At 37.0% G+C, this 18,431-nt stretch carries 17 protein-coding genes; 15 read left to right on the forward strand and 2 right to left on the reverse strand.

Annotated elements, in window-relative coordinates; all coding sequences use genetic code 11:
* Positions 1–254: 254 nt before the first annotated feature.
* Positions 255–1,559, forward strand: coding sequence for a PcsB-like coiled-coil domain-containing protein (locus BV906_RS20015; RefSeq protein ID WP_140321969.1), 1,305 nt, complete (start codon positions 255–257; stop codon positions 1,557–1,559).
* 516 nt (positions 1,560–2,075) lie between these two features.
* Positions 2,076–3,131 (forward strand): M42 family metallopeptidase, encoded by a 1,056-nt coding sequence (locus tag BV906_RS06620; protein WP_087972638.1) that lies wholly within the window; start codon positions 2,076–2,078, stop codon positions 3,129–3,131.
* Positions 3,132–3,194: 63 nt separating this feature from the next.
* Here BV906_RS06620 and trhA read toward each other — a convergent pair whose 3' ends face one another.
* Positions 3,195–3,842 carry a PAQR family membrane homeostasis protein TrhA gene (gene trhA, locus BV906_RS06625; RefSeq protein WP_087972639.1) on the reverse strand — a complete coding sequence of 216 codons (648 nt, stop codon included), beginning with the start codon at positions 3,840–3,842 and terminating at the stop codon, positions 3,195–3,197.
* Between the two features lie 139 nt (positions 3,843–3,981).
* Between trhA and BV906_RS06630 the strand changes: the two genes are divergently transcribed.
* The 8 genes from BV906_RS06630 (at position 3,982) to BV906_RS06665 (ending at position 10,120) form a co-directional block, all read left to right on the forward strand.
* The gene (locus BV906_RS06630; RefSeq protein ID WP_087972640.1) at positions 3,982–4,569 is read left to right on the forward strand and encodes a DUF1836 domain-containing protein; all 588 of its coding nucleotides are present in this window, start codon (positions 3,982–3,984) and stop codon (positions 4,567–4,569) included.
* Positions 4,559–5,551, forward strand: a complete 993-nt coding sequence (locus tag BV906_RS06635) for an LLM class flavin-dependent oxidoreductase (protein ID WP_087972641.1) — start codon at positions 4,559–4,561, stop codon at positions 5,549–5,551. The genes BV906_RS06630 and BV906_RS06635 overlap by 11 nt, the downstream gene beginning before the upstream one ends.
* Positions 5,552–5,619: 68 nt before the next feature.
* Positions 5,620–6,225, forward strand: coding sequence for a DedA family protein (locus BV906_RS06640; protein WP_087972642.1), 606 nt, complete (start codon positions 5,620–5,622; stop codon positions 6,223–6,225).
* A 177-nt stretch (positions 6,226–6,402) separates the two neighbouring features.
* Entirely contained in the window at positions 6,403–6,756 is a 354-nt protein-coding gene (locus tag BV906_RS06645) for a lmo0954 family membrane protein (RefSeq protein WP_087972643.1), read from the forward strand.
* Between the two features lie 222 nt (positions 6,757–6,978).
* The gene (locus BV906_RS06650) at positions 6,979–7,611 is read left to right on the forward strand and encodes a PspA/IM30 family protein (protein WP_087972644.1); all 633 of its coding nucleotides are present in this window, start codon (positions 6,979–6,981) and stop codon (positions 7,609–7,611) included.
* Between the two features lie 115 nt (positions 7,612–7,726).
* Positions 7,727–8,455, forward strand: coding sequence for a cell wall-active antibiotics response protein LiaF (gene liaF / locus BV906_RS06655; RefSeq protein WP_087972645.1), 729 nt, complete (start codon positions 7,727–7,729; stop codon positions 8,453–8,455).
* A complete protein-coding gene (locus tag BV906_RS06660; RefSeq protein WP_087972646.1) occupies positions 8,452–9,495 on the forward strand; it encodes a sensor histidine kinase in 1,044 nt (347 codons plus the stop codon). The genes liaF and BV906_RS06660 overlap by 4 nt, the downstream gene beginning before the upstream one ends.
* On the forward strand, positions 9,488–10,120 hold the full coding sequence (locus BV906_RS06665) for a response regulator (RefSeq protein ID WP_087972647.1): 633 nt from the start codon (positions 9,488–9,490) through the stop codon (positions 10,118–10,120). Before BV906_RS06660 ends, BV906_RS06665 begins: the two co-directional genes overlap by 8 nt.
* A 27-nt stretch (positions 10,121–10,147) precedes the next feature.
* Here the strand turns inward: BV906_RS06665 and BV906_RS06670 are convergent, their stop codons facing one another.
* A complete protein-coding gene (locus tag BV906_RS06670; RefSeq protein WP_342744361.1) occupies positions 10,148–11,167 on the reverse strand; it encodes an aromatic acid exporter family protein in 1,020 nt (339 codons plus the stop codon).
* 175 nt (positions 11,168–11,342) lie between these two features.
* On the opposite strand from BV906_RS06670, the gene BV906_RS19635 reads away from it, so the two are divergent.
* The 5 genes from BV906_RS19635 (at position 11,343) to BV906_RS06690 (ending at position 18,227) form a co-directional block, all read left to right on the forward strand.
* The gene (locus BV906_RS19635) at positions 11,343–11,447 is read left to right on the forward strand and encodes a YhfH family protein (RefSeq protein WP_217896382.1); all 105 of its coding nucleotides are present in this window, start codon (positions 11,343–11,345) and stop codon (positions 11,445–11,447) included.
* Positions 11,448–12,105: 658 nt separating this feature from the next.
* Positions 12,106–13,716 carry a malate synthase A gene (gene aceB, locus BV906_RS06675; protein ID WP_087972649.1) on the forward strand — a complete coding sequence of 537 codons (1,611 nt, stop codon included), beginning with the start codon at positions 12,106–12,108 and terminating at the stop codon, positions 13,714–13,716.
* A complete protein-coding gene (gene aceA / locus BV906_RS06680; protein WP_087972650.1) occupies positions 13,706–14,986 on the forward strand; it encodes an isocitrate lyase in 1,281 nt (426 codons plus the stop codon). The genes aceB and aceA overlap by 11 nt, the downstream gene beginning before the upstream one ends.
* A 254-nt stretch (positions 14,987–15,240) precedes the next feature.
* Entirely contained in the window at positions 15,241–16,488 is a 1,248-nt protein-coding gene (locus BV906_RS06685; RefSeq protein ID WP_245843950.1) for a C40 family peptidase, read from the forward strand.
* A gap of 245 nt (positions 16,489–16,733) precedes the next feature.
* The gene (locus tag BV906_RS06690; RefSeq protein ID WP_087972652.1) at positions 16,734–18,227 is read left to right on the forward strand and encodes a BCCT family transporter; all 1,494 of its coding nucleotides are present in this window, start codon (positions 16,734–16,736) and stop codon (positions 18,225–18,227) included.
* The last annotated feature ends 204 nt before the right edge of the window (positions 18,228–18,431 follow it).

Below are 18,431 nucleotides of genomic sequence, written 5' to 3' on the forward strand. Positions count from 1 at the left end.
AAATAATCGGTATACAGTTTTTGTAATTGTATACCGATTATTTTTTTATAGGCTTATTTATATTTCATAATCGAACATATGATTCTTTCACTGAAATACAAATGTAACATTCTCATAATATGAGTGACATTCTCCAGTGCTATACTAACCCGTAGCGATTGGTAAATTTAGTATATTTTTCACACGACTGCATTTCATTGATGAATAGATTTAAAAAGAAATTGCAGGTGTGGCAGAAAGCAGGGGGAAGAAGATTGAAGAATACCTTAGTAGTAATAACCACAGTTATTATGATTGTTGGACTAGGTGGCTCATTATTTAGTGTCCCAGCCTTTGCAGAACCCGCAAATAATTTAGAAGACATTCAGGATCAAAGGAAAGAGATTAAAGGAAATCTCTCAGAATCGGAACAGCAAATTACATCTATTTTAATAGAATTGGAATCATTGAATAAAGAAATCGAGCAAGTAAACAAAAAATTAACCGAAAATCAAGCCTTGGTGGATGAAACTGAGAGTAATATAGATGCTACACTAGTTGATATTTCAGATTTGGAAAAAGAAATGAAAGAATTAGAAACAAAGATAGAAGAGCGATATGAGATACTAAAAGATCGCATTGTTTCCACCCAGAAAACAGGTGGTACGATTAGCTATTTGGAAGTAATTTTTGGTGCGCAAGACTTTAGTGACTTTATTACTCGTGTAACAGCAGTTAATAAGATTGCTGATTCTGATGCGGCCTTAATAGAGCAACAGGAAAATGATATGCAAGAAGTAGAGAATAAAAGAAATGAAGTATTTGAAAAACTAAATGAATTAACTGCAATGAAAGCAAAACAAGAGGAAACAAAAACTATAATCAGCCAACAGTTGGACGAGAGTGACCAACGAAAAAGTAAATTAGAAAATAAACAACAGGAACTAACGGCATTAGCGGATGAGTTAAAAATGGAAGATAGTGATCTTGCTTCACTTGAACAATCCGTAAAGCAACGTTTGTTAGCAGAGTCTGAAAAGGCTGAAGAGGAATCCACGAAAGCGGAAAAAACAATTGTGGAAGAACCGAAAGTCCAAGTAGCTTCAACAGAAACGAAACCTACTGTAGAAGTTAAAGCGGATGAGCCTAAGAAAAGCAATTCGGTTACACCAGCAAAGAAAGAACAAACTAAACCGAAACCAAAACAAGAGGTAAAAGCAGAAAAGGTGCCAGCAAAAGAAGAAAAAGTACCTGTCAAAGAGGAAAAAGCAGCAGAAGAAAAGCAAGCAAGTAAAACTTTCACAGTTACTTCAACAGCATATACCGCAGAATGTGCAGGCTGTTCCGGATATACGGCAACAGGAATTAATCTAAAAGCAAATCCAGACGCGAAAGTGATTGCGGTAGACCCAAGTGTTATCCCATTAGGCAGCACGGTGTATGTTGAAGGATATGGTTATGCAAAAGCAGGAGATACTGGAGGCGCAATTAAAGGAAATAAAATTGATGTCTTTGTACCAACGAAGCAAGAAGCATTCAGTTGGGGAGTACGTACGGTTAAAGTTACAATTGTAGAGTAATTTAGAAAATATAAAATAAGTCACCCTGGAGTTAAAAACTTAGGGTGACTTATTTTTTTATTTACGCTCTCTTCCTGCAGGAGTCTCCGTGTATTTCCCAGAGCTGATATTAAGCTTATAATCGATTAACTGCTTAGTAATTAAAATAATATCGCATCAAAACTTCACCAGTCCGGGATCGCTTTGGGCGGTGACTCCTACGGGAAAAGCACGTGTCCGAAGACCCCGCAGAGTGGTTTTCTCTTCGGAGGCTGAGACCGTGCCCTAAGGATGCGCATCCGCCCAAAGCGATCCCGGACGGCAGAAACACATACTTTTTTGGAAGACAACCAACAGGTACTTCGCAATTTATCTCTATTCTTCACTTATCTTCTGTACTCGAATATTAAAGAACTATATTAGATATAGGGTTAATTTTTATCTGGAAATTAATGAGCTGTTCAGGTAATTCCTCCTGTTCACCTTGTCTGTTTCGCGTTACTATTATTATAATGATGATTTGAAAGGGGAGTCTTTATGAGTACATATCCAAATATAAACGAAACAAAAGAACTGATTAAACAGTTAGTTTCAATCCCAAGTCCATCTGGGTACACATCTAAAGTTATTCAATTCGTCGAAGAATATTTACACGAATTGAATGTAGAAACGAAACATAATCGTAAGGGTGGATTAATTGCAACATTGCCAGGTACAAACAATGATGAGCATCGGATGCTGACAGCACATGTGGATACATTGGGGGCAATGGTGAAAGAAGTGAAAAGTAATGGACGCCTACGTCTAGATTTAATTGGTGGATTTCGTTATAACGCTATTGAAGGTGAATATTGTGAAATCCATACGTCAAAAGGTGATGTTATTACTGGAACCATCTTGATGCATCAGACATCTGTCCACGTATACAAAGATGCTGGGGATGCGAAACGTAATCAAACAAATATGGAAGTACGTATTGATGCAAAGGTTGAAAGTGCAGAGGAAATTCGAAAATTAGGAATTGAGGTCGGTGATTTTGTTTCCTTTGATCCAAGGGTACAGGAAACCGATAATGGGTTTATCAAATCTCGTCATTTGGATGATAAAGCAAGTGTAGGCATTTTATTGCAATTAATAAAACGAGTAAAAGAAGAGGACATCACACTGCCATATACGACACATTTTCTTATTTCAAATAATGAGGAAATCGGTTATGGAGGCAATTCCAATATTACACAAGAAACGGTCGAGTACCTGGCAGTCGATATGGGAGCAATGGGGGATGGTCAATCAACAGATGAATATACGGTATCCATCTGTGTAAAAGACGCAAGTGGGCCATATCATTATGAATTACGTAAACATTTAGTAAACATCGCGGAAATAAAGGGCATCGACTATAAATTGGATATTTATCCATATTATGGTTCAGATGCATCAGCAGCAATTCGTGCCGGACATGATATTATTCATGGTCTAATTGGGCCTGGTATTGATTCGTCCCATGCAATGGAAAGAACACATGAAACATCACTAATAAACACGGAAAAGCTTCTTTATCATTATCTGAAATCTGATTTGATATCCTATTAAATAAAACGAACTTACCCGAATTGGTAAGTTCGTTTTTCTATAAGTGTATATGTAAAGCTTCATTCATAAAACATAGCCATAAATACAGATAAAGTGAAACAAACTGCCAAATAAAATAAATATATGAAAAATCTCATGGAATCCAAAAAGCTTAAATGATAGAAAGTCTGGTTTTAACCAATAAATAAGCGCACCGATCGTATAGAAAAGACCACCTATGATTAAGAAAATCATTCCATTCGTCCCAATTTCGGGAGCAAGGGAACCACTGAAGAAAACGACTATCCAACCCATTAACACGTAAAGTGAAGTAGAAAGCCAACGTGGAGAGTGAAACCAAACTAATTTGAAGGTGACTCCAGCTATTGCCAGTCCACTAATAACACCAAATAATATCCAACCTGTAACACCATTTAAGCTTATGAGACAAAATGGTATGTATGTCCCTGCAATCAATACAAATATCATGGAATGGTCAATTCTTCGTAAAAATGCAATGATACTATCTTTCGCTATCACCGTATGATAGGTTGCTGAGGCAGAATATAGTAAAATCATGCTTACCCCAAATATAGCAACAGCTACCACTGCCAGCGCATTATCTGTTGTGGCGGAAGCTTTCATAACAAGAGCTACTAGTCCGATGACTGCCATGATCGCTCCGAATAAATGTGTCAATGCATTAATTGGTTCACGAATATACGCCTTCAATAATCCCACGTCCTTAGATTGTTATGTAGTTTATAAAACTATATGTACATATTATATTAACTATATGATGTAGTCAATGTTTTACTTTGTAAATCATATGACATATAATGTAAGTTACCTTAATAATTGGAGATAAATAATGAAGAATAAAAATAAATTAATGGAATCACTAAACATCGATAATCACTTATTATTGGAGGATATACCAAATCTTGACTTATATATGGATCAGGTTATCCAGCTATTTGAAGATAAATTTGGCTCTTCTAAACGAAATGATGATGAAAAAATTTTAACAAAAACAATGATTAATAACTATGCGAAGGGAAAACTCTTCTTTCCTATTAAAAATAAAAAGTATTCCAAAGAACATTTGATATTGATCAGTATGATTTATCAGATGAAAAGCTCATTATCGATTAATGATGTGAAGATGACACTTGAACAGTTGAATGCAAAAATAACAGATGAGGAGTTCGATCTGCAGCAGTTATATCAATGCTATCTGAATGTAATGGCACAGAATAGTATGATGTTCAAAAGTGATGTCCGAGAGCAATGGAAAGAAATCGAGAATGAAGTGAAAGAACTTGATAATGATGATGCCACATATTTGGAACAAGTATTGCTTGTTGCGACCTTTTCAAGTATGAGTAATTATTACCGAAGAGCTGCAGAGAAAATCGTCGATGCAATGAAGGAGGAAGGGAATACGGATGAAGCTTAGTATTTTAGATCAGGCACCTGTTTCAAAAGGGAGTACAGCCAAGGAAGCCTTGGAAGCAACAATTAAATTGGCGAAGTTCGCCGATGAGTTAGGCTATACACGGTATTGGGTTGCAGAACATCATGACCTAGATGGATTGGCAAGTCCCGCTCCAGATATTCTTTTAGGTATCATCGGTTCCAAGACAAAACATATCCGCTTAGGCTCTGGTGCAGTCCTCTTGCCTAATTATAAACCGTATAATATTGCGGAAAGATATCATGTACTTTCGACGTTGTATCCTGGAAGAATTGATATTGGCTTAGGAAGGGCACCTGGTGGATCTGCCGAAGTTTCTATTGCACTTGCTGGAAACTTCCTGGAAAAAGTACGTAAGATGCCGGAGTTGATAGATGACCTAACACATTTTATACATCATGATTTTCCAAAAGATCAAATGTTTTCCAATGTCACAGCTGCACCGGTTCCAGATACTCCCCCTGTTCCGTGGCTTCTCGGAACAAGTGGAAAGAGTGCCAAATTAGCTGCGGAAAAGGGAATGCCATACGTATATGGACATTTTATGAGTAAAGAAAATGGTCCAGATATTATGAAAAGTTATTATGAAAATCATATAAATAAGACGCCCGAAGCTTTTGTTGCTGTTTCTGTCATTTGTGCGGAAACGAATAAAGAGGCTCGGGAACTTGCAAAAAGCAATATGCTGTGGAAGATTTTACAGTCTAAAGGTGAGGGTAAAAGTGGTGTGCCCACTGTGAAGGAAGCAATGGAATATCCTTACAATGATGAAGATCTGCAAATGCTACGAAAAATGAATCATAACCAAATTATTGGGGACCCGACAAGGATACGAAACAAGCTTGAACAACTTCAAGAAGAATATGGAACAGAAGAATTTATGATTGTAACGATTACACATAGTTATGAAGCAAGGGAAAAATCGTATCAGTTGTTGGCAGAAGAATTTAAATTAAGTGAATAGCTGTTTGTCATACTTCCCTCCGCATTATTATATATTTGAGTAGACAACTAATTTATTTGGAGGAAATTATGCAAAATTGGGTTACTGATATAATGGAACAATTCGGCTACTTAGGAGTATTCCTGATGATGGCGTTGGAGAATGTCTTTCCACCGATCCCATCTGAAATCGTACTTCCCTTCGGTGGGTTTCTTACTACATATACCGAATTAACGGTAATCGGAGTTTTAATTGCAGCTACACTCGGTTCAGTAATCGGTGCGATGATTTTATATTGTATTGGATTGCTATTAGATGTAGAACGTTTGGAGAAGATTGTCGACCGTTGGGGTCATATTCTCCGGATTAAAAAAGAAGATATTCATAAAGCAGATGTCTGGTTTGATAAATATGGGTATTGGACAGTACTATTTTGCCGGATGATTCCACTGATACGTAGTTTAATTTCTATTCCTGCAGGGATGTCTAATATGAAATTCTCGTTATTTCTATTATTCACTACTATCGGAACGCTCGCATGGAATATAATTCTTATAACGCTTGGTGTTGTGTTAGGAGAAAATTGGCAAGATATTCTTGGATTCATGGATGTGTATTCATCGATTATATATCTGCTGATTATTCTTGGATTTCTCGTTTGTATCATTTGGTTTATAAAAAGGAAAAGGAAGTAATGGAGCCTATTGGGCTATCCATTGCTTCCTTTTTTTGTACATACATATAATTTATCGAAATTCAGGGAGTGGATGTAAATACGCCTTGGGGCTTAGTTGGAAATATATCTGTGGTTCGTTACGAGGTTTTTGGTTTCACGATAAGATTAGATCAGGATAAAGAAAGGAGGAAATAAATTGAAGAAATTCATGTTGTTTATATTGGGGCTTGTTGCATTGTTCATTCTGCTGGCTAATATTGGCCCGATGGCACTGCTTGCTCTAAGCGTCTGGTTACTTTACGTAGTATTTAAGAAATTTGTCAAGAGCGATTCAACAGTAAGTAAAATTGGGTGGGCAGTTGTTGGATTAATCGTATTAAGTATCACTTTTTCCAATCTATTTGCTGTCATTGGTGTAGCCGCAGCATACGTGCTTTACCTAATTTATAAAAACTGGAATAAGGAAGAAAGTTCGGTAGTTTCTGTAGTAGAAGAAGATGATGATCCATTTACAAACTTTGAACGTCAATGGGCAGAATTAAATAGATAATTAACATAGGCTTTTTTCTAAAAGATTGGGACTGCGGTTACCCGTCCTACCGATGCCTAAACTTCCGCAGAAGTCACCTGTATCCAAAGCTAGTTAGAAGATTGCTGACATTTACTACACTTGCAACAGCTTCGTCTTCGGAAAAAAACTTAAAGTTAAGTTACGTCGTAGATTACATCAATTGCGATGCTTAAAAGCACTAAAATAAAAGGAGAGATTTATATGTCAACAAATATTTTTTCAAGAATAAAAGAAACGGTAACAGCAGACCTTCATAACATGCTGGATAAAAAGGAACAGAAAAATCCAATTGCGGCTTTAAATCAATATTTGCGTCAAAGCGAACTAGAAAAGGAAAAAGTAAGAAAATTGATTGATCGTCAATATAAATTAAAAGAGGAATTTTCAAGAGAATATTTGAAAGCACAAGACCTTGCTGATAGACGTTTGAAACAAGCAGCAGTTGCTGAAAAGGCCGGGGAAGAAGGGATGCATGCGTTTGCTGTAAAAGAACATGAAGAATATCAGGTTCGTGCAGATCGTATGAACGCTTCTCGCGCAGAGGCAATTGAGCAGCTTGAAAACCTTGAACAAAAATACGAAGATATGAAACACAGATTAAAAGACATGCATCTACGTCGTATGGAATTAATGGGACGCGAAAATATTGCTAAGGCAAACCATCAAATTAATCGAGTAGTTGAAGAAACATCTGATAAGCCATTTTCTAAATTTGCCGAGATGGAGCAATATATTGAGAATCTGGAATACAAAGTAAACAGTTCCTATTACAGAAGTACTTTCGACAGTAAAATTGCGAAGATTGAGAAAGAGTTGAACGAACAGGCAAATTAAAGCTTCCTTTCACCCGATACAGAAAAGATAAAAACCATGGTATACTTATAAAGGCGCAGAATAATCTGCGCCTTTATAAATACCTTGACTACATAGAAAAAGGAGGGTCACAAACATGTTCAAACGATTATCAACAGACTATTTTAACTGGATCTTGATCATTGGTGTGATCCTCTTTATTTTTGAAATAGCTTTCTTCTACGGGGGAACCATTATCCCCGCTTTATTCTCCGCTCTATTTACGTACATCGGCTGGAAGTATTTTAATCGATTATGGGGGAAAATTCTTTTCTGGTTATCTTTAGTCAGTCTTGTATTTGCTGTATTAAATTTACTGGCAGTCAGGTTCTTGATTATTGCAGCTATCGTTTTATTCGTAATGAACTATTCTAAGTCAAAAAAGAATGCGAAACAATATGAACCAATCCTGCCCGGTCGTGAAATAAAGGAAGAAACACTCATTGAAATAGATCCATTGTTTAGGCCTACGATTTTCGATGACCAAATAACAGATGATACCGTTTATCAATGGAAAGATATTAATATACATGGTGCTTTTGGTGATCGTGTCATTGATTTGAGTAATACTGTTCTTCCAAATGATACAGCTGTCATTTCGATTCGCCATCTTGTAGGAAATATTGAAATTTACGTTCCCTATGAAGTAGAGGTCAGCATCCACCACAGTTCCATGTTTGGACGGGGATATATACTGGGAAAGCACCACTTACAATTGATGAATAAATCGCTATTCTATCAGACAGCCAATTACGATACATCCAAACAGCGAGTGAAAATTATTACCTCATTATTTTCTGGTGATATTGAGGTGAAGCGAATATGAATACTGTTGTACGCCACATTATAACTTCCGTTTTGTTCAGCATATTATTTGCTTTGCTTATTATAGGGGTAACATTCTTATTCTTTCCTCCTTCGAATTGGAATGCTATTTGGAATAGTGAATTTGGGAATGTATCATACATTGTTTGGCTCTTTGGTATCGTAATTTCAGTAGGAACCATTATCGGACTTTCCCTTGGTTGGTATTGGAAACAACGTCTGCATGCAGTTGAACGTAAGCTTGATCAAATGGTAAAAGGTCAAAAAGTATCAGAGGATGAGGAGTCTTATAAAGAACTAGTGAGTATCCAGTTACGCATCGATCAATTACAGGAAAAGTTTAGAAACCAGGCCGAACATGCCCAGCGTCTTGCAACAGAAAGGGCTCATGAACGGGAGAAAAGTCTCCAGGAAATTGTAGTGCAGGAGCGTAATCGCCTGGCAAGGGAGCTGCATGATTCGGTCAGCCAGCAATTGTTTGCAGCTTCCATGATGATGTCTGCAATCAATGAAACAAACCCACCAAAAGATGCAACTCTCAAACACCAACTCACAATGGTTGAGAAAATGATCCACCAGTCTCAGTTGGAAATGCGTGCATTACTATTACATCTCAGACCTGTTGCATTAAAAGGCAAGTCACTTCAGGAAGGTGTGGAGGAGCTTTTACTGGAACTTACACAAAAAGTTCCAATGGAGATTGCAACAAAGGTCGAAGCATTTACGGTTGATAAAGGGGTAGAAGATCAGTTGTTCCGTATATTACAAGAATCGATATCCAATACATTAAGGCATGCCAAAGCGACTACATTGAATATCCTGTTAATCGAACGGGACGAAACTATTATTTTACGTGTGGAAGATAATGGAATTGGTTTTGATATGAAAAAGGCAAAAACCAGTTCATACGGAATGCAAAATATGCGAGAACGTGCATATGAAGTAGGGGGGACTTTCAAGATTGTCAGCCTGCCAAATGAGGGAACCCGATTGGAAGTAAAAGTCCCGGTCCTGAGAAAGGAGGAAGCGTTAGATGATTAACGTATTGTTTGCAGATGATCATGAGATGGTTCGGATTGGTGTTTCCGCATATCTATCCGCCCAGCCAGATATCGACGTTATTGCTGAAGCGGATGATGGTGCACCTGCAGTAAAGCTTGCATTGGAATTGAAACCGGATATTATTTTAATGGATCTTGTTATGAAGGAAACGGATGGAATTGAAGCAACAAGGCAGATCATTGAACAATGGCCAGAAGCAAAAATTATCATTGTAACAAGTTTCCTCGACGATGAAAAGGTATATCCTGCACTTGAAGCCGGAGCAACGAGTTATATGTTAAAGACCTCAAAAGCTAGTGAAATTGCAAAAGCAATTCGGGCAACCTATGGTGGTCAATCCATTTTGGAACCGGAAGTGACAGGGAAGATAATGACCCGTATGCGCAATAAACCGGAAGATCTGCTTCATGATCAACTGACAGAACGAGAAAAGGAAATTCTGCTGTTGATCGCTAAAGGAAAAACAAATCAGGAAATAGCGGATGACCTATTTATTGCCATAAAAACTGTAAAAGTACATGTAAGTAATATTTTAGGGAAACTTCAAGTACAAGACCGGACACAAGCAGTTATTTATGCATTTAAAAATAATCTCGTAAACTAAAAGGGAGAGCCATTATAGGCTATCCTTTTATGTTAAAGTATAGAACTCATCTACTAGGTCATAAATGGACACCAGTTCATATAAAATAATCAATTCAGGTGGAAAGTTCGTCGGATGAATGTCATTATTTTTTGTGATTTCCTCATTATCCTCCCAAAATATGGTTGTAATTTCCTTAAGACGTGTCGCATGAATTTCCGCGTTATACGATGTCTCGTCTTGCAAACTGTGGACGAGTTCCTGAACCGCGTTTAAAATGATGTTTCTTTCACTCTCTGTCCAAGATAGATGGATAATCGGACTATGAATAAGATTACTTAAATGATGCTGAATTAATTTTAGATTACCCAATTGACTTTGCAAGTGTTGAAATTCTTTCTTCTCGGTTTCTAACAATGGATGGTATATAGCCTCATCCTTTTGAAAGCGAGTTAGCATTTCCGTTTGGTTAATGTCCTTATCCAATTTCTTTAAATCATCTTGCACAGATGACGTATTTTCATGTTTCTCATTTAAGATAAATTCAAAAATATTTTTAATCTGTAACCCAGTTTTTACTTTAATATTCTTGACGTTTTTTGATATATCATCTCTGTAATCTGGTGGAAGGATAAACATATTGACCACAGTTGAAACACCAAGCCCAATCGTAGTAGTCCCCAATCTTGTAAAAAAAGCGACCAAGAGATTGCTCTGCGTAACATCAATCATGGCAACAGATGTTAATGTGGCAACAAGTAAACCAGTATGTAGCTTTAGTTTAAAACAAGTAGCAATGGTAAATACAGCGGCAAGGGCATATGTGAGTGCTGAATTACCAAAAAGGGATATAAATAGTACAGCAAAAGCAGAACCAATTGCAGATGCTGGAAAACGGACAAGTCCTTTTTGAATGGAAGCAGAGGCTGTCGGCTCCACAGTAACGATTGCTGTAATGACTGCAAATACTGGCGGCCAGCCAATCCAATCACATAGGAGAGCAGTCAGGAAAACAGCTACACCTGTTTTACCAACCCTGCTACCAATAAATTTAAATTTCCTCACCATACAACCTCTATTCTAAATTGATTATACGAACCTATTAACCCATTCTCCTACGTTTTTAAAATATTTTCAATTAATTTCAAAAAAGGGGTTGCATTTTTCAAATAGATGACATAAACTGTTGTGTAACAGGATAGATAATATAACGTTTGTTATATAAAAGGAGGAGGGAACTAAGATGGAAAAGTATAAACAAGTATCTTGTCCAGAGTGTGGAAAGGAAGTCGACTCCAAGAGCTATACAATGGAATGTGATTATTGTCTGTCAAAGAAAGAGGACTAATATTTTTTTGGATTACTTGTTATATAACAATAGATAAAAGTGATTATTATAATATAACAGGCTAGAGGGTAATTGCCAGATGCTTAATAAAAAGCGAAACAATAAAAGTTGAGAATGAAAAAAAGTATAAAGAACCTCTTACACCATAAACATTAAATTTTTTAGGGAAATTTTCACCAGCATTTTGTGAGCGACGCAGAAATTTGTTGGAAATAAGGCAACAAATTCAACAGAAATTAAATTAAGTAAAACAACTAAACTTTATCGAAGAAACAAAATAATTCGAAAGACATTTGGATCATTGAACGTCTATCGAAAGATTTACAGCATCGTAGGGTGGAATCCCAGACCTTTTTTATAAATTTTCAATTAATTCAGAAAAAAGGGGTTGCATTCTTAAAATAGATGGCATAAACTGTTCAATAACAGAATAAATTTTATAACAGCTGTTATATAAAAAGGAGAGGAAATAATATGAAAAAATATGAAAAGGTATCTTGTCCAGAGTGTGGAAAGGAAGTCGACTCCAAGAGCTATACAATGGAGTGTGATTATTGTCTGTCAAAGAAAGAGGACTAATATTTTTTTGGATTACTTGTTATATAACAATATTAAAAAGTAATAGTTATAATATAACAGTGAGAAAGGAGATTACCATATGTTAATAAAAAGCGAAACAATAAAAATTGAACATGAAAAAAAGTATGAAGAACTTCTAACACCAGAAGCATTGAATTTTATAGGGAAACTTCATCAGCATTTTGATGAGCGACGCAGAAATTTGCTGGAAATAAGGCAACAAATTCAACAGAAATTAAATGAAGGAAAACAACTGAATTTTATTGAAGAAACAAAAAAAGTTCGAGAAGGCAATTGGACCATTGATCGGCTGCCAAAAGATCTACAGGACCGCAGAGTTGAAATCACGGGACCTGTTGACAGAAAGATGGTAATTAATGCACTGAATTCTGGGGCAAAAACATTTATGGCTGATTTTGAAGATGCAACATCACCAACATGGAAAAATGTCATGGAAGGTCAGCTGAATTTACAGGATGCAATTAGAAGAACGATTGACTTCACGGCTGACAATGGAAAAAGGTATGTGTTAAAGGATGAAACGGCTGTATTAATTATCCGCCCTCGCGGATGGCATTTAGAAGAAAAACATATTCGGATTAATGGGAAATCGATGTCAGCAAGTCTAGTAGATTTTGGTATTTATTTTTTTCATAATGCAAAAGAACTTATTGCAAGAGGAACAGGTCCATATTTCTATCTTCCCAAAATGGAAAACCATCTGGAAGCCCGTTTATGGAATGATGTATTTGTTTTTTCTCAGAATGAACTTGGTATTCCACAAGGTACTGTTAAAGCGACTGTATTAATTGAGACAATAACAGCTGCATTTGAAATGGATGAAATTCTTTACGAATTACGAGAACACTCTGCAGGGCTTAACTGTGGGAGGTGGGATTACATTTTCAGTTTCATTAAAAAATTCCAGAATGATACGAATGTAATTCTTCCGGACAGATCTATGGTAACCATGGCTGTTCCATTTATGAATTCTTATTCACTGCTAGCAATCCAGACATGTCATAGACGCAATGCATCAGCTATCGGTGGGATGGCGGCACAAATACCTGTGAAAAATGATGAGGCAGCAAACAAGGCAGCATTTGATAAAGTACGTACAGATAAGGAAAGAGAAGTACGTAATGGGCATGACGGAACATGGGTTGCACATCCAGGGATGGTGCAGCTTGTAAAGGATATTTTTGATAAAGAAATGCCACAACTTAACCAGATTGACAATAAACGTGAAGATGTTGCAATTACTGCTGATGACCTTTTAGAAGTACCTGAAGGAGATATAACGGAGGAAGGACTGCGCACAAATATTAATGTAGGTATACAGTATACTGCTGCATGGCTTTCCGGAAGTGGCGCGGTACCAATCAATAATCTAATGGAAGATGCAGCCACAGCTGAAATTTCGAGGGCACAGGTTTGGCAATGGATTAGGCATCCAAAAGGCATGCTTTCAGATGGAAGAGAGGTAACGATTAACTTAGTTGAACAGATTATGGATGAAGAAATGAACAAGATTGAAAGACAGGTTGGAACCGATTATTATGAAGCAGGTCATTATAAAGAGGCGATAGCACTTTTTACTAGTCTTATTAAACAGGATAGTTTCACAGAATTTTTAACAGTACCTGCTTATGGCCAATTAATAAAAGGGGGAATAAATAATGTTAACTAATCATCGTGTGGAACAATTAAAGAAGACTTGGGAAAATGATAATCGTTGGGAAGGGGTGGAACGTCCGTACAATGCAGAAGAGGTAATCCGTTTGCGCGGGTCACTCGACATAGAGTATACACTTGCTGAAAGAGGTTCTAAAAAGCTGTGGAATTTAATCAATACGGAGGACTATGTTCATGCATTGGGAGCACTAACCGGAAACCAAGCGGTTCAACAAGTGAAAGCTGGATTGAAAGCTATTTACTTAAGTGGTTGGCAAGTGGCAGCCGACGCAAATACCGCAGGACAAATGTATCCAGACCAAAGTCTATATCCAGTAAACAGTGTGCCAAACGTAGTGAAACGAATCAATCAGGCACTCCAGCGTGCCGACCAGATCCACTATTCAGAAGGAAATGAAGAGATTGATTGGTTTGCTCCGATTGTAGCGGATGCAGAAGCAGGGTTTGGTGGCCAGCTAAATGTATTTGAACTGATGAAGTCGATGATTGAATCGGGAGCGTCAGCAGTTCATTTTGAGGATCAGCTTTCATCGGAGAAAAAATGTGGTCATCTTGGTGGGAAAGTATTACTACCAACACAAAATGCTGTTAAAAATTTGATTGCTGCACGTTTTGCTGCTGATGTAATGGGAACGCCAACGATCATTATAGCTAGAACAGACGCGAATGCAGCCGATATGATAACAAATGATGTTGACCCATATGATACACCATTCTTAACAGGTGAACGTACGACAGAAGGATTTTATAAAACAAAGTCTGGAATCGATCAGGCCATTTCACGGGGCTTGGCATATGCACCGTATGCAGACTTAATTTGGTGTGAAACGTCTGAGCCAAATATCGAAGAGGCACAAAAGTTTGCAGACGCCATTCATGAACATTATCCGAATAAATTACTGGCTTACAATTGTTCACCATCCTTTAACTGGAAAAGTAAATTGAAAGAAGAAGAGATTGCTAGTTTCCAGAATGAACTTAGCAAGATGGGCTATAAATTCCAGTTTGTAACATTGGCTGGATTCCATGCACTAAATCACAGTATGTTTGAACTTGCACGGAAATATAAAGATGAGGGAATGGCAGCATATTCTGAACTACAACAGGCAGAATTTGACAGCGAACAGCATGGGTATAGTGCGACACGTCATCAACGTGAAGTAGGAACAGGCTATTTCGACGAAGTGGCACAAGCAATCTCTGGTGGAACATCTTCAACTACTGCACTTAAAGGTTCCACAGAAGCAGAACAATTTACAAGATAAAATGAAAGATAGTTTAAAAAATGTCTATCCATTCATCATGGATAGACATTTTTTAACGAAAAAAGACGTTTTATGTCATATTTGAAATATAACTGTAACATTATCATAATACGCATGACATTTTCCCATGCTATACTACGTATTGCCTAGAAAAAGTATAAATTATTAAACTATCAATAAAACTGCAAAATTAAAATAACTAACGTACATATAGAGAGCTTTGCGGTGTGAGAATGGAAGCGGGGAAAAGAAAGTTGAAAAAGACATTAATGACATTAACTACATTAGCAGTGGTTGGTTTAGGTAGTACTTTATTCACTGTATCTACCCAAGCAGAATCCGTGCAAGAATTAGAAAATAAGCAAACCGAAATTCAGGAAAAGCGAGAAACATTAAAAGCAAATCTATCAGATGCTGAAGGTCAGATTGCAGATGTTTTAGTAGATCTTGATAAATTGAATAAAGAAATTGAAAAAGTAACCGATGCATTAAAACAAAACGAAGAACAATTAGACGACACGAAAGTACATATTTCGGAAAAAGAAAATGAAGTAGCACTACTTGAAGATGAGATAGCTGAATTAGAAGAAGCGATCGAAAAACGTCATGAGATACTTAAAGAACGCGCTATATCCTACCAGAAAAGTGGAGGGGAAATCAGCTATTTGGAAGTGATTTTTGGTTCGCAAAGTTTCAGTGATTTCATTACTCGTGTTTCTGCAGTTAATAAAATTACAGAATCTGACAGTGCATTAATGAAACAGCAGGAAGAAGATAAAAATGACGTAGAAGACAAAAAGACTGCAGTTCTTAATAAGTTAGATGAATTGAAAGAGACAGAACTTGAATTGAATGGAATGCTTGCATTAATTAAAGATCAAAAAGCTGCAAATGAGAGTAAAAAAGAAGAATTGAAAAATAAAGAGACGAAAATTTTGGCTTTACAAAATGAACTACAACTAGAAGATTCCAAGCTTGCGTCATTGGAACAAGATGTTAAAGCAAGTTTGACAGTTGCAAGTGAACCGGCTGTTGAGACAACTGTAGCAAGTGCATCAGTCGCTACGACTAGCGAAGAAAGTACGGAAGGTACTACTTCTAGCAAAGAAAAGACTACACGTTCGAATACAGGTTCTGGAAACTTAAGTACAGCAATCAATGCAGGGTTCTCGCACTTAGGTACTCCTTATGTGTGGGGCGGCAAAACACCGAGCGGATTTGATTGTTCCGGTTTTGTATCATGGGCATTTGCACAAGCTGGCATTTCCATCCCATCACATACGACCGCATTAGCTGGGACGGGTACTAAAGTATCTGCAAGTAATATGCAACCAGGTGATATTGTATTTTTCGACACGTATAAAACAAATGGACATGTTGGTATCTACCTTGGCGACGGTAAATTTATCGGAGCACAAAACTCAACTGGTCTTGCAGTAGCAGATATGACCAGTGGTTACTGGGCAGATCATTTCTCAGGTCATGTACGTAGTGTGAAATAATAGATGAATAGAAAATCCACTCTTAACGAGTGGATTTTTTGTTTTGGGAAGATTTATGATTATATAAGGAAATAGAGTATAAACATGGGTTAAATACAAAATATAAGAAAGTAATAGAACTGGAAATACAAATCGTTTTAAAAAAGAGGTTTACTCGTATACAATTAAGGTAATAGATTATAAGCCAAATAATTTATACATATTAAAGCAACATAATAAACTTTGTACATATGAGAGGAATTGTTATGAAAAAAAGAACTTATTTTAACCCGGTATTTTTTGTTTCAGCAATTATTGTTTTGATTTTAGTTGTTATTGGTGCAGTGGCGCCAAAGACATTCGGTAATGTTGCAGGGAGTTTATTCGATTTTACGACAACTAATTTTGGCTGGTTTTACCTAATAGCTGTATTCATTATTACGTTATTTCTAATTGGAATTTCGATTAGTAAATACGGAAAAGTTCGCCTTGGCCCACCTGATTCACGACCTGAATTTCCATTTTTCACTTGGATAGGAATGCTTTTTTCTGCAGGATTTGGAATTTCCATTGTTTTTTGGGGTGTAGCAGAACCGATGAGTCATTATTTCGCCACGCCATTTGATCATTTGCAAGCACAAACCCCCGAAGCGGCACGGGAGGCAATGGGATATTCATTTTTCCATTGGGGCATAAGTCAATGGTCGGTTTTTGCTATTGTTGGATTAATTATTGCTTATTTGCAGTTTAGAAAGAATGAAAAAGGATTAATCTCCATTGCAATTGAACCTGTAGTTGGGAAAAACAAAGGAGTAGCCAATACGATAGATTCTTTAGCAGTAATTGCAACTGTTATGGGGGTAGCAACATCACTTGGGCTTGGTATTTTACAGTTGAATGGTGGTCTGACAGCAGTAGCTGATGTTCCAAATTCAATGTGGGTTCAAATTGCAATCGCAGCAGTGATGCTTGTTGCCTATCTGCTTTCTTCCAGCACTGGCTTAAACAAAGGGATTAAATGGTTGAGTAATCTAAATTTGGGATTGGCACTTCTCCTTTTAGTCTTTGTATTTTTCGCTGGGCCTACGGTATTCATATTAGAAACGCTTGTACTTGCAACCGGTGATTACATAACGAATTTCATTCAGTACAGTTTACGACTGACCCCATATGAGGGTGGTACTTGGGTACAGGAATGGACGATATTCTACTGGGCATGGGCAATTGCATGGTCCCCATTTGTAGGTGCATTTGTTGCTCGTGTTTCTAGAGGTAGAACAATTCGGGAATTCGTCTTCGGTGTTCTGATTGTTCCACCAGCAATTGCTTGTTTATGGATCGCTACATTTGGCGGTACAGCATTACATAGCGATTTATTTAATGGAACACAAATAGCAGAAGCGGTAAATGAAGATGTTACAGTAGCATTGTTCGAAACATTTGGTGTACTGCCTTTTACGGATATATTATCGCTAATCTCGATCTTATTGATATTTACATTCTTGGTTACTTCAGCAGACTCAGCTACATATATTTTAGGAAGTATGACATCGAAGGGTTCACTGAATCCCGCATTAATTACAAAGATGATCTGGGGTTTCTTGATCACAGCGATTGCAGTCGTATTGCTGATTGCGGGCGGGCTAGAGGCATTACAAACGGCTTCATTAACCTCAGCCCTGCCATTTACGATTATATTACTGTTAATGGTTATATCTTTCGTGAAACTAATCAAGAAGGATTTCAAGGGTAAGAAGTAACCAATAAGCAGCTAATAGTTCCATCTATTAGCTGCTTATTTTTTGTATACATACAATCACCGTTAAGTAAGTTTTAGAAAAATTTCATTAAATATAGACTCACATTTTAAAATATATTATAATCATAATAGGGAAGTAGGTGATTCGGATGGGAAGGTAAAACTATATAGCAGATTCAGCAATGATTCAGAAAATATGTTTTAT

This window comes from Oceanobacillus rekensis, from assembly GCF_002153375.1.
Classification (GTDB): Bacteria; Bacillota; Bacilli; order Bacillales; family Amphibacillaceae; genus Oceanobacillus; species Oceanobacillus rekensis.

Coding starts and splice junctions, on each gene's coding strand:
- BV906_RS06635 (WP_087972641.1), top strand. CDS start 4,559: ATGAAGCTTAGTATTTTAGATCAGGCACCTGTTTCAAAAGGGAGTACA.
- BV906_RS06660 (WP_087972646.1), top strand. CDS start 8,452: ATGAATACTGTTGTACGCCACATTATAACTTCCGTTTTGTTCAGCATA.
- BV906_RS19635 (WP_217896382.1), top strand. CDS start 11,343: ATGGAAAAGTATAAACAAGTATCTTGTCCAGAGTGTGGAAAGGAAGTC.
- BV906_RS06650 (WP_087972644.1), top strand. CDS start 6,979: ATGTCAACAAATATTTTTTCAAGAATAAAAGAAACGGTAACAGCAGAC.
- aceA (WP_087972650.1), top strand. CDS start 13,706: ATGTTAACTAATCATCGTGTGGAACAATTAAAGAAGACTTGGGAAAAT.
- liaF (WP_087972645.1), top strand. CDS start 7,727: ATGTTCAAACGATTATCAACAGACTATTTTAACTGGATCTTGATCATT.
- BV906_RS06670 (WP_342744361.1), bottom strand. CDS start 11,167: ATGGTGAGGAAATTTAAATTTATTGGTAGCAGGGTTGGTAAAACAGGT.
- BV906_RS06620 (WP_087972638.1), top strand. CDS start 2,076: ATGAGTACATATCCAAATATAAACGAAACAAAAGAACTGATTAAACAG.
- BV906_RS06665 (WP_087972647.1), top strand. CDS start 9,488: ATGATTAACGTATTGTTTGCAGATGATCATGAGATGGTTCGGATTGGT.
- BV906_RS06690 (WP_087972652.1), top strand. CDS start 16,734: ATGAAAAAAAGAACTTATTTTAACCCGGTATTTTTTGTTTCAGCAATT.
- BV906_RS06640 (WP_087972642.1), top strand. CDS start 5,620: ATGCAAAATTGGGTTACTGATATAATGGAACAATTCGGCTACTTAGGA.
- aceB (WP_087972649.1), top strand. CDS start 12,106: ATGTTAATAAAAAGCGAAACAATAAAAATTGAACATGAAAAAAAGTAT.
- BV906_RS06630 (WP_087972640.1), top strand. CDS start 3,982: ATGAAGAATAAAAATAAATTAATGGAATCACTAAACATCGATAATCAC.